Below are 12,142 nucleotides of genomic sequence, written 5' to 3'. Positions count from 1 at the left end.
GATGGTGTATTTACTTGGGGTTAAGATACGTTTATCCGCCTACACGTTTAGTTTTAAAACCTTTATCTTTTAAAAAAGACATAATGCGATCTCTATAATCACCTTGTATAATGATACTTTCATTTTTAAAACTACCACCTACACCTAGTAAAACTTTAATCTCTTTTGCAAGAATTTTAAAGTCTGAAGTAGCGCCGGTATACCCCTCTATAATCGTGATAGGTTTTCCTTTACGTTTCTCGTATTTACAAATGAGAGGATCATCTTGTATCCAGAGTGTATCTTCTATGTCAAGATTTTCTGTAGCATCTTTTTCCGGAGTGTGATCCGGAAAAAGATTCTTTAATTGATCACTTAAGTCCATACTTATTCTTTAATCAACCCTATTTCTACAAGACGCTGGTGTAAAAAGTCACCCGCTGTAATATCTTCAAAAGCCTTTGGGTGGTTTTCATCTACACACTCGTCAAGACAGTTAAGTTTCATATCTGATCTAGGGTGCATAAAGAAAGGAATACTGTAGCGAGCCGTTCCCCATTGCTCTTTTGGAGGGTTTACCACACGGTGTATAGTAGAACGCAATTTATTATTAGTATGACGCTCTAGCATATCACCTACATTTATTACAAGCTCATCTTCATTAGGTATAGCATCTATCCACTCGCCATCTTTACGTAGTACTTGTAATCCTCCGGCAGAGGCTCCCATAAGTAAAGTTATGAGGTTTATATCACCGTGAGCACCTGCACGTACGGCACCTTTAGGCTCTTCGGTAATAGGAGGGTAGTGTATAGGTCTTAAGATGCTGTTTCCGTTTCTTGCCCAGTGGTCAAAATAAAACTCATCAAGACCTACATAAAGTGCTAGTGCACGTAATACATAGATTCCTGTTTTTTCTAGCATACGGTATGCTTCCATACCTTTTTCATTAAACGCTGGAACCTCGTTTACAATCACATTTTCTGGATACTCCTCGATAAGATTTGCATCTTCATCTGCCTCTTGTCCAAAATGCCAAAACTCCTTTAAGTCACCTTCTTTCTTTCCTTTTGCGTGTTCTTTGCCAAAAGAAATATAACCACGCTGGCCACCGCCACCTTCTATTTCATACTTCTTTTTTGTAGCCTCTGGAAGTGCAAAAAAGTCCTTTACATTCTTATATAAATCATCTACAAGCTCATCATCTAGAAAATGGTTCTTAAGGGATACAAATCCTATTTCTTCATATGCCTTACCTATTTCTTGAACAAACTTATCCTTAGTTGCAGGATCATCGCTCAAAAAATCTGCAAGGTTTACACTTGGTATATTATTCATCTTGTAATCTTTACTGTTGTGTGACGAAGGTAAGCATTTTTAGGGGCTTAACAGCGTTTTTCACATTTTGGAGCCTCAAATTGTTAGTAACTTTTTGTACGCTTTCGCGAAAGCGTATTGCAACACATTAACAATTACTTTATGTTAATTTCATTAGTAATTGATTCTCAAAATGATACTTTCATACTAAATCGAAGTTAAACCGATTAGTAATCTATGGTTTGCCGCCAGTATCTTTCTATCTTGAGGTTATGGAAAAGATATTAGTAGCAGGTGCCCACGGTACCACAGGAAAAAAAATAGTAAACCTTTTAAATGAATCACAATACTTCACACCTATAGCAATGGTGCGTAAGGAGGAGCAAAAATCTTTCTTTGCATCTAAGGGTATAGCAACCGTAATGGGAGATCTTGAAGAAGATGTAACTCGAGTATTTAACCAGCCTTATGATAAAGTACTTTTTGCAGCCGGATCTGGTGGTAAAAAAGTAGTTGCTGTAGACCAAGAAGGAGCAAAGAAGATGATTGATGCTTCAAAACAAAATAACATCAAGAAATTTGTAATGCTAAGCTCTATGGGAGCAGATAATCCAGAAGAGGCAGAAGACTTGCAGGATTACTTAAAAGCAAAACATAATGCAGATGTGTACCTTAAAGAAAGCGGTCTTAACTATGCAATAGTGCGCCCAGGAAGCTTAACAAATGATGAGCTCACAAATAAAATTGAGCTACAAGAAAAGCTAGGAAAGCACGGAGAGATAAGTCGTAATGATGTAGCTCAAACGCTGGTACGCTCTCTTAATGATGATGTAGCAAATAGAGAAACTTTTGAAATTATAAAAGGAGATACGCTCATAGCAGACGCCTTAAATAAAGTAGCAGTAGAGGAGGCATAATCACTGCTTTTTAAAAGCTATTTACAGATTTTATGAGAAGCTAGTAACTCGTATGTATTACATATGAGTTACTAGCTTTTTTTTTTGAATAGAGGTGCTTATTAGTCAGTATATAACATCAAGATTTTACTGCAGGTAATCGTTAGGCAATAATGATTACATTTGGTTATATCAAACACAACCTAATGGCTACGCATACAAAAACCACACTCTCATTTAATTATAATCGAGGTACTCTTGATGAGAAAGTACTCTTGCAATTGTACAGAGCGATGCTCAAACCTCGTATGATTGAGGAGAAAATGCTCATCTTGCTTAGACAAGGAAAAATCTCAAAATGGTTTTCTGGTATAGGTCAAGAAGCCATTTCTGTAGGAGTTACATCTGCAATGCGCGATGAAGAGTATATCTTGCCTATGCACCGTAATCTAGGCGTGTTTACCACGAGAGAGATACCGTTGTATAGATTGTTTACACAATGGCAGGGTAAAATGAGTGGTTTTACAAAAGGAAGAGATCGTAGTTTTCATTTTGGTACTCAAGAATACAATATTGTGGGAATGATATCACATCTGGGTCCACAACTTGGTGTGGCAGATGGGATTGCTCTTGCTCATAAATTAAGAGAAGAAAAAGCCGTAACGGCCGTTTTTACAGGAGAAGGTGGTACGAGTGAAGGAGATTTTCACGAGGCGCTCAATGTAGCGTCTGTATGGCAGCTGCCAGTACTTTTTTGCATAGAGAATAACGGCTACGGACTCTCAACACCTACTAGCGAGCAGTATAATTGTGAGCATCTTGCTCACAGAGCGCAGGGCTACGGGATGGAGTCACACATTATAGATGGTAATAACATACTTGAAGTCTACACACAAATCTCAAAAATAACAGAGGATATACGTAATAACCCGCGACCAGTACTTATAGAGTTTAAAACCTTTAGAATGCGCGGTCACGAGGAAGCTAGTGGTACAAAATACGTACCTCAGGAGCTTATGGATATGTGGGCAAAGAAGGATCCGCTTAGTAATTATGAGGCCTATCTGGAGCAAGAAGGTATACTTTCGGCTACGGTAAAAGAACGCTATGCCGTTGAGATTAAGAATGAAATAAATGAACACCTAGAAAAGTCGTATCAAGAGGAGCAAATCACTCCAGATCTCAACACAGAGATGGAAGATGTGTATGCACCTTTCCGCTTTCGCGAAAGCGTACCCAGTAACACTACAGAAGAGCTAAGACTAATAGATGCTATCTCTCAAGGCTTGCGTCAGTCTATGGAGAAGTATGATGACCTTGTGATAATGGGGCAAGATGTGGCAGAGTATGGTGGTGTTTTTAAAATAACCGAAGGCTTTGTAGCGCAGTTTGGTAAAGAACGTGTGCGCAATACACCTATTTGTGAGAGCGCCATTGTTGAGACAGCAATGGGTCTTGCTATAAATGGAAAAAAAGCAATGATGGAAATGCAGTTTTCTGATTTTGCAACCTCGGGTTTTAATCCTATTGTAAACTACCTGGCTAAGTCACATTACAGATGGTCACAACCGGCAGATGTGGTGGTACGTATGCCTTGTGGTGCAGGCGTGGCTGCTGGACCTTTTCACTCTCAAACTAATGAAGCCTGGTTTACACATACACCAGGTCTTAAGGTGGTTTTTCCTGCTTTTCCGGCAGATGCAAAGGGATTACTTGCAACGGCTATAGAAGATCCAAATCCCGTGCTGTTCTTTGAGCATAAAAAGCTATACAGAAGTATAAGACAAGAAGTGCCTACAGATTATTACACAATCCCGTTAGGTAAGGCTGCACTAGTACGAGAAGGGTCACAACTTACCATCGTCACCTACGGAGCAGGGGTACACTGGGCGCTTGACTTATTAAATAAAAGGACAGAGCTATCTGTAGATCTTATAGACTTGAGAACACTACAACCACTAGATAAGGAGAGCATCATCGCATCTGTTTGTAAAACGGGAAAGGCATTATTACTTACAGAAGATTCTGGCTTTGGGTCTATTATGTCAGATATTTCGGCCCTTATAATGGAATCTTGTTTTGAGAAGCTAGACGCACCGGTAAAACGTGTGACAAGCTTAGATACTCCTATTCCTTTTGATGCAAATCTAGAGCAGCAATACTTACCTTTAGAGCGTCTAGAAAGTGAGCTTCAAGAGCTCATAGACTATTAAGAATTTACACTAGATTATTATTTAAAAAGGGCTTCATATATGAAGCCCTTTTTTATGGGGTTGAAAATGTTAATGTTTTAAGTAAAAATGAGTTAAAAGGGGGAATCTTGGCTATCGATTAACATTTAGCCGTTAAAGGCTGCTAAAGTCTAAAAAAAACGCAACAAATGGCGATACTTTTACACCATACTAATCAATAAAACAATCACATTATGTTACGTTACACAATCATATTTATTATTATCGCAATTATCGCTGCAATCTTTGGATTTGGTGGTATAGCCTCTGGAGCTGAGAGTATTGCAAAGATCTTATTCTTTATCTTCATTGTATTATTTGTACTATCATTAGTAAGTCGTTTATTTAAGAGATAAGACTTGGCTATAAACCATATTTGGCAATCTTTCCATTAGTGAGAGATTGCCATTTTTCATTAAAAACCTAACTATTATGAAATATTTAAAAATGTCAATGCTAGTTGTAGTACTAGCTGTGATTACAAGTTGTGGTTCCACATCTGTTATTAAAGAATCAAAAAAAACACTTAAAGGAACCTGGACACTTAACGATGTGAGTTATGACCGTGCAGGCACTTATAATATAAACCTTTTGAACGATGCTTCTGAGGAGTGTATGGAAGGTAGTACTTGGAGATTTATACCTAATAATAATTTTGGAAACTATGAACTTTCGGGCGCAAGCTGCGATACCGAAACAAGATACTTTGTATGGTCTATACCTAATAACGAAGGTGATGAGATGAATTATGACATCTTACTAAAGCCTACAGATTCAAAAATGAAATCTGAGACTAATACTGGTTTTAGAATATCGCTTTCTTACCTGTCTGATAATCAGTTGCAAATGACGCAAACTGTTAATGTAGAAGGATCTCCTTTTAAAATCACAATGAATTTTACTAAAAACGCAGAGTAATTATTACACATCAAAAAATCATAAAAATGAAAAATATATTAAGAAATATAACGGTAGTAGCCCTTGGTGCTGCAATGCTTACAGGTTTTACTAGCTGTGAAGCGACAAAAAATGCAAATAATAAACAAAAAGGTGCCGTAATAGGTGCTACTGGAGGAGCCATACTTGGAGCCATTATAGGTAACAATGCCGGTAAAGGTGGTAATGGTGAGCTAGGTGCAGTTATAGGTGGTGTAGTAGGCGGCGGTGCCGGTGTTCTCATAGGAAATAAAATGGATAAGCAGGCACAACAGATAGAGCAAGAAATACCAGGTGCAAGTGTAGAGCGTGTAGATGATGGTATAGTCGTAACATTTGATGAGAACTCTGGTGTGTATTTTGATACAGCCAAGTATAACATTAACGCAAATAGCCAGACTATGCTCAACAAGCTTTCTAATATTATGAAAGAGTACAATCAGACTAATGTTATTGTAGCTGGTCATACAGATAGTGTAGGATCTGATGCAAGCAACCTCACCTTATCTCAAAACAGAGCAAATGCAGTCACAAATTATATGATAGGTACAGGGCTCTCTGCAGGGCGTTTTACAACCGTATGGTATGGAGAGGCGCAACCAGCGGCTAGTAATGATACAGCAGAGGGGAGAGCTCAAAATAGAAGAGTGCAACTTGCCATAGTGCCTAATGAGCAAATGAAAGAAGATGCAATAAATCAAGCGAACGGAGGTAATTAAGAACCAGCCTCAACAGAATTCATAAAATCCTTAAAACTTTAGTTTTAAGGATTTTTTATTGTCTCGTGGTTTGTAACTTCACAATGTGAGACAAGATTATGACATCATTATTGTAGGAGGTGGCCTTGCGGGACTAACCGCAGCTCTCCATTTATCCCAATCTGCTCATAGCATTCTTCTTATAGAAAAAAATGAGTACCCAAAACATAAGGTCTGTGGTGAGTATGTCTCAAATGAGGTATTGCCATATCTCAAACGTTTAGGTATAGATCCCATCGCTCACGGAGCAAAGGAGATTACAAAATTTTCTTTCTCAGGTTTAAGCGGTAAGGTTCTTCGCGTAGATTTACCACTAGGAGGTTTTGGTATAAGTAGGTATGAACTAGATTATATGATGTACAATAAGCTTATTGAAAATGGCGTCACCGTTGAGAGAGCAAGCGTATTAGACATAACGTATGATGATCATATTTTTGAAGTTGCCATAGCTGGTAAAAGTTATAGAACACCACACGTAATAGGGGCCTACGGAAAGCGAAGTACGCTAGATATTACGCTTTCGCGAAAATTTATTTCCACCCGTTCTCCTTGGCTCGGTGTGAAGGCACATTATCAAGCAGATTTTCCAGAAGATGAAGTTGCCTTGCATAACTTTAAAGGCGGGTATTGTGGTCTATCTAAAGTAGAGACAGATGCTGTAAATGTTTGTTATCTGGCAGATGTTGCATCATTTAAAAAATATAAAGATTTAGATACCTATCGAGTTGAAGTATTAGAAAAGAATAAAGAGCTGAAGTCATTTTTCGCGAAAGCGAAACCCTTGTTTAATAAACCACTCACCATAAGTCAGATATCCTTTCAAAACAAGCAGACTGTGGAGAATCACATACTTATGATAGGTGATAGTGCAGGTCTTATACACCCGTTATGTGGTAATGGTATGGCGATGGCGATACATAGTGCTAAGATTGCTAGTGAGTGTTTATTAGAGTATCTGTCATATCCAAAAAGCAGAATGCTTCTAGAGCAAAATTATACCAAGCAGTGGAAGGCTGCATTTACAACCAGAATGCGCAACGGTGCTATCATACAGCGAGGCTTGCAAAGCGATACTATCACTAAAGTAGGTGTGAGAGTTTTACAGCAATCACCTAGATTACTCACTAAGATTATAACATCTACTCACGGCAAAAACCTTTTGTAATGAATATTGATAAACGTAGTACTGCTCCAGAATTAATGGATGACCCAGAGTTGCCAGAAGCAGACCTACGTCTCGCTCTCAAAGATCTAGCTGTGGTAAACAAATACTTAGGCGGTAACAAGATAACAATCAATGCCCTTCAGGATATGATTACCTCACAACCCGATAAAAAACATTGGAGAGTGATAGATGTAGGTTGTGGAGATGGAGAGGTTTTAAGACAGATTGCAAGACATTTTGAAAACCTAGATTATAAGATAGATTTTATAGGGCTTGATATAAATGAGAAGAGCATTGCCAGAGCAATAAAGAAGTCAGAAGGTATCTCACATCTCGCGTTTAGTACTCAAAATATACTTACGCTAGACGCTGCTACAGCAGGGTGCGATATTATATTATGCACCTTGACAATGCACCACTTTACAGACCAGCAAATCTTTACCTTTATTAAAACCTTTGTGCAGCTTGCAAGTACAGGAGTGATTATAAATGATTTGCAGCGCAGTAAGATTGCATATCGTTTGTTTCAGCTTTTTAGCGGTATATTTATGAAAAGTAAGATTGCTAAGTATGATGGTAAGGTGAGTATAGCTAGAGCCTTTAAAAAAGAAGAATTAGAAACCTATTCAAAACAACTCGCACTAGATAGTTATTCCATAAATTGGAAATGGGCATTTAGATACTTGTGGGTTATAAAAACAATATGAGCGTAAAAATCACAACGGTAGCAAAGCAGTTGCCACAATACTCTCGCACCACAGAGGAAATCTTACCTTTTTTAGACATATGGTTAGACGGGCAAGAAGATCGCTTTAAGAGGAAGGTAAAAAAGATTTTTGGCAATGCCGCTGTAGATAAGCGCTACAGTATTATGGCACCAGAGGAGGTATTTACTGCTACTAGTTTTCAAGAAAAAAACGATATCTACACGAGAGAGGTTGTAAAACTAGGAGAGCAAGTGCTCTCAAAAGCACTTGATAAAGCTGCGTGGGAAGGGCAATCGCTAGATTTTATAATAACAGTGAGCTGTACAGGTATTATGATACCGTCACTAGATGCCTATTTAATAAATGCTTTAAATTTAAGACAAGACATTGTACGCCTTCCAGTAACAGAGATGGGATGTGCAGCTGGTGTAAGTGGTACCGTTTATGCAAATGAGTTTCTTAAGGCAAATCCTGGCAAGAGAGCGGCGGTGATTGCTATAGAGAGTCCTACGGCTACCTTTCAGCACGATGATTACTCTATGGTAAATGTGGTGAGTGCGGCAATTTTTGGTGATGGAGCTGCCTGTGTTTTATTATCGAGTAGAGAAGAAGATAAGGGACCAGAGATAGTAGATACCGCAATGTATCACTTTTACAATGCACAAGAGATGATGGGTTTTAAGCTGGTAAATACAGGTTTACAAATGATACTAGACCAGCAAGTACCACAACAAATAGCAGATAAGTTTCCAGATATTATACATCCGTTTCTTGCACAAAATGGATTTAGTATAGAAGATGTAAACCACCTTATATTTCATCCAGGAGGCCGTAAAATTGTCGAGACGGTAGAAGACCTTTTTGGTAAACTAGGTAAAAATATAGATGATACAAAAGAGGTTCTAAAGTTGTATGGTAATATGAGTAGCGCCACTGTTTTGTATGTTTTAGAACGTTTTCTAGACCGACAGTGTGCTCCGGGGGATCTAGGGATAATGTTGAGTTTTGGTCCAGGTTTTTCGGCACAACGCGTACTTTTAAAATGGTAATAAGAGATGAGTCAAAGCTATAAAAATAAATATGCTGTTATACTGGGTGGAAGTGCTGGATTAGGCCTTGCCACAGCAAAGAAGCTTGCCCACGAGGGTATGAATATTATTATCATACACAGGTCAAGACGTAGCGTTGTCGCAGCTTTTGAAGATGCTGTGCGGGAGATGGAGGTCTCTGGCTGTGAGATTATATCTTATAACACAGATGCACTTAACCCTAAGAAAAGGCAAGAGACTGTAGATGATATTTTAGCAAAACTTGGTAAAGGTGTCATTAAATTAATCTTACATAGTATTGCGCGCGGTAATCTAAAACCGTTGTATGATGCAGAAGGCGGGAATACACTTTCTAATGAAGATTTCAAGGGCACGCTGGATGCAATGGCAGTGAGTTATTATGATTGGGTTTCCGCTTTCGCGAAAGCAGAATTATTTACCCCATCTGCAAGAGCCATTGCGTTTACGAGTGAGGGTAGTAGTCGTGCGTGGCCACAATATGCAGCAGTTGCGGCGGCAAAAGCTGCCCTAGAGAGTATCTCTCGCGGAATTGCCCTTGAGTTTGCACCGCTGGGCATAACGTCTAACTGCATACAAGCCGGCATTACAGATACCGAAAGCTTACGCCTCATACCGGGTAGTGATAAGATGAAAGAAATGGCGGTTAAGAGAAATCCATACCAACGACTTACACTTCCTAATGATGTGGCAAATGCAGTGTATCTTTTAACAAGAGACGAAGCCTCGTGGATTAACGGTATAACAATACCAGTAGATGGTGGTGAACACATAAGATAATGAGCGGAGAAGAAATCATTGCAGCACTACCATATGGCGAGCCCTTTATATTTGTAGATACTATAGATATGGTGACAAAAGAGGAGATACACGGTAGTTATACCTTTAAACCTGAGGCTTTTTTTTACAAAGGCCATTTTAAAGATTTACCTGTTACTCCTGGAGTTATCCTTACAGAGTGTATGGCACAAATAGGTCTTGTAAGCTTAGGTATTTATAAAATGCAAGATAAGGACCTATCTCAATTACAAGTAGCTTTCACAAATGCACAAACGGAGTTTTTAAAACCTGTATTACCAGGAGAACGAGTTGTAGTAAAAGCTGTACAAAAGTATTTTAGGTTTAATAAATTAAAGTGTACCGTAAAGTTATATAATGAAGGAGGTGATATTTGCGCTCAAGGTGAGCTAGCAGGAATTTTTAGTACAAAAGATGAAGAATAGAGTAGTGATTACAGGTATGGGTGTTTGTGCTCCTAACGGAATAGGGTTAGCACAATTCTCTGATGCTATATTTTCGGGTAAAAGTGGTGTTACTTTTCATCAACAGCTAGCAGATTTGAATTTTGGCTGTCAGATTGCGGGACAGCCTGATGTTACTCCTGAGCTTTTAAAAAAATACTTTACTCCCTTGCAGTTACGTGATTTACAAAGTTCAGGTATTGAGTATGGTATGATAGCAGGTGTAGACGCTTGGAAAGATGCTGGTCTCAATATTATGGATAAGGATGCCGTAGACTATGATAGTGGGATAATTTTTGGCGTTTCGCTTCTGGGTGCAGAAAAATTTAGAAGCGCTATTTACCAAACTGATGAGGGTAAAGTGCGTCGCTTAGGAAGCACTACAGTAATCCAAACAATGGCAAGCGGGATAAGTGCCTACTTAGGTGGTTACATAGGTTGTGGGAATCAAGTTACAACAAATAGTAGTGCCTGTACTACAGGTCTTGAGAGTGTCTTAATGGGATATGAACGCGTGCGCAATGGTGATGCGGTACGTATGCTAGTAGGGAGCTGTAACGACAGTGGTCCTTACATATGGGGTGGTTTTGATGCTATGCGTGTACTTACTAAAAAATATAATGAGAACCCTACGGCTGGAAGTAGGCCTATGCAAGAAGATGCAAATGGTTTTGTACCGGGCAGTGGGGCAGGAGCACTTGTGCTAGAATCTTTAGATAGTGCACTGTCACGGGGAGCTCGCATTTATGCAGAAGTATTAGGAGGAGCCGTAAATAGTGGCGGACAGCGTATGGGAGGCACAATGACAGCACCTAACAGTGAAGCTGTGCAGCACTGTATACGTACTGCTGTAAGAAATAGTCATATAGATAGTCAAGATATAGATACCATAAATGGTCACCTTACATCTACAGGAATGTGCCCTACAGAGATAAAAAATTGGAGTGAAGCGTTAGAGTTAAGAGGTAAAGATTTTCCTTATATAAATTCTCTCAAGAGTATGACTGGTCATTGCCTTGCTGCCGCTGGTAGCATTGAGACTGTGGCAACCATATTAGAACTCAAGAATAATAAGGTCTTTGGCAATATAAATACGGGTAATTTACACCCAGATATAAAGGGTATAATAGATGATAGCTGTGTGCCTAGTCATACCGTAAATAAAACAATTTGTATAGCGGCCAAGGCTAGTTTTGGCTTTGGAGATGTAAATTGCTGTATGATATTTAAAAAACTTACAGCCTAATATAAATATGATAGTAACCTGATGAGTAAAAATCTCATCACACATTTAAAGATATGAACACAAAGCATTACGACGAGTTAAAAAACATTATTAAAATCTATCTTCCAGAAGATGTCTCTGTAGATGACATTAAACCTACCAGTCATCTCACTCAAGAGCTTAATATAAATTCTGCAAATCTGGTAGACATCGTTTTAGATGTAGAAGATCATTTTGACATTACCATAGAGGATGATGAGATAGAAAAGATGGAAACTGTAAAATCTGCTATAGAAATTATAGAAGCAAAGGTTTTATAAGACTTTTTGAAGTAAAATAAGTTATAAAAAAAGCTCCCGATAGGGGGCTTTTTTATTTGTAGTACATTTCTTTGTTAAAAATTACGCATTTTTATTCCGAAGTATATTTACTCTATTTTTTATACTAACCGATAAAAACTTACTTTTTAAAATATTGATTTACAGCATTTTATATTTATCAGGGTTTATGATTAATATAATTTGTAATTTTAGTGTATAAGTAAACTTTTATCGGCGTGTACTTATAATCAATGGTTTATACGATGTTTTTGTACCTTACAGACATCAACCAAACGAACA

The 12,142-nt window shown here is 38.3% G+C and carries 14 protein-coding genes; 12 read left to right on the top strand and 2 right to left on the bottom strand.

The features are described 5' to 3' along the window. Positions 1-31 precede the first annotated feature (31 nt). Both Q0948_RS00120 and Q0948_RS00115 read right to left on the bottom strand, forming a co-directional pair. On the bottom strand, positions 32-364 hold the full coding sequence (locus Q0948_RS00120; RefSeq protein WP_035324927.1) for a translation initiation factor: 333 nt from the start codon (positions 362-364) through the stop codon (positions 32-34). A gap of 2 nt (positions 365-366) precedes the next feature. Beyond that, the gene (locus Q0948_RS00115) at positions 367-1,317 is read right to left on the bottom strand and encodes a 2-oxoglutarate and iron-dependent oxygenase domain-containing protein (RefSeq protein ID WP_298348736.1); all 951 of its coding nucleotides are present in this window, start codon (positions 1,315-1,317) and stop codon (positions 367-369) included. A gap of 251 nt (positions 1,318-1,568) precedes the next feature. On the opposite strand from Q0948_RS00115, the gene Q0948_RS00110 reads away from it, so the two are divergent. The 12 genes from Q0948_RS00110 to Q0948_RS00055 all read left to right on the top strand — a co-directional run bounded on the left by Q0948_RS00110 (position 1,569) and on the right by Q0948_RS00055 (position 11,842). Beyond that, on the top strand, positions 1,569-2,213 hold the full coding sequence (locus tag Q0948_RS00110) for an SDR family oxidoreductase (RefSeq protein WP_298348738.1): 645 nt from the start codon (positions 1,569-1,571) through the stop codon (positions 2,211-2,213). Positions 2,214-2,398: 185 nt separating this feature from the next. Continuing rightward, a complete protein-coding gene (locus Q0948_RS00105; RefSeq protein WP_298348740.1) occupies positions 2,399-4,405 on the top strand; it encodes a dehydrogenase E1 component subunit alpha/beta in 2,007 nt (668 codons plus the stop codon). Between the two features lie 212 nt (positions 4,406-4,617). Beyond that, the gene (locus Q0948_RS00100) at positions 4,618-4,779 is read left to right on the top strand and encodes a DUF1328 family protein (RefSeq protein WP_021778916.1); all 162 of its coding nucleotides are present in this window, start codon (positions 4,618-4,620) and stop codon (positions 4,777-4,779) included. A gap of 76 nt (positions 4,780-4,855) precedes the next feature. Further along, entirely contained in the window at positions 4,856-5,341 is a 486-nt protein-coding gene (locus Q0948_RS00095) for a lipocalin family protein (protein ID WP_298348743.1), read from the top strand. A gap of 26 nt (positions 5,342-5,367) precedes the next feature. Beyond that, on the top strand, positions 5,368-6,078 hold the full coding sequence (locus Q0948_RS00090; protein WP_035324923.1) for an OmpA family protein: 711 nt from the start codon (positions 5,368-5,370) through the stop codon (positions 6,076-6,078). 85 nt (positions 6,079-6,163) lie between these two features. Next, positions 6,164-7,282, top strand: coding sequence for an NAD(P)/FAD-dependent oxidoreductase (locus Q0948_RS00085; protein ID WP_298348746.1), 1,119 nt, complete (start codon positions 6,164-6,166; stop codon positions 7,280-7,282). Next, positions 7,282-7,989, top strand: a complete 708-nt coding sequence (locus Q0948_RS00080; RefSeq protein ID WP_298348748.1) for a methyltransferase domain-containing protein — start codon at positions 7,282-7,284, stop codon at positions 7,987-7,989. Before Q0948_RS00085 ends, Q0948_RS00080 begins: the two co-directional genes overlap by 1 nt. Then, the gene (locus tag Q0948_RS00075) at positions 7,986-9,038 is read left to right on the top strand and encodes a type III polyketide synthase (RefSeq protein ID WP_298348750.1); all 1,053 of its coding nucleotides are present in this window, start codon (positions 7,986-7,988) and stop codon (positions 9,036-9,038) included. The genes Q0948_RS00080 and Q0948_RS00075 overlap by 4 nt, the downstream gene beginning before the upstream one ends. 6 nt (positions 9,039-9,044) lie before the next feature. Next, the gene (locus Q0948_RS00070) at positions 9,045-9,836 is read left to right on the top strand and encodes an SDR family oxidoreductase (protein WP_298348752.1); all 792 of its coding nucleotides are present in this window, start codon (positions 9,045-9,047) and stop codon (positions 9,834-9,836) included. Continuing rightward, the gene (locus Q0948_RS00065) at positions 9,836-10,279 is read left to right on the top strand and encodes a hydroxymyristoyl-ACP dehydratase (protein ID WP_298348754.1); all 444 of its coding nucleotides are present in this window, start codon (positions 9,836-9,838) and stop codon (positions 10,277-10,279) included. Before Q0948_RS00070 ends, Q0948_RS00065 begins: the two co-directional genes overlap by 1 nt. Continuing rightward, a complete protein-coding gene (locus Q0948_RS00060; RefSeq protein WP_298348756.1) occupies positions 10,269-11,543 on the top strand; it encodes a beta-ketoacyl synthase in 1,275 nt (424 codons plus the stop codon). Before Q0948_RS00065 ends, Q0948_RS00060 begins: the two co-directional genes overlap by 11 nt. Positions 11,544-11,596: 53 nt before the next feature. Beyond that, positions 11,597-11,842: an acyl carrier protein gene (locus Q0948_RS00055; RefSeq protein WP_298348757.1), complete on the top strand. Its 246-nt coding sequence runs from the start codon at positions 11,597-11,599 to the stop codon at positions 11,840-11,842. The last annotated feature ends 300 nt before the right edge of the window (positions 11,843-12,142 follow it).

Source organism: uncultured Dokdonia sp., assembly GCF_947496725.1.
GTDB lineage: Bacteria > Bacteroidota > Bacteroidia > Flavobacteriales > Flavobacteriaceae > Dokdonia.
The sequence above is the reverse complement of the archived record's forward strand: the minus strand, read 5'-3'. Positions and strand labels throughout refer to the sequence as shown.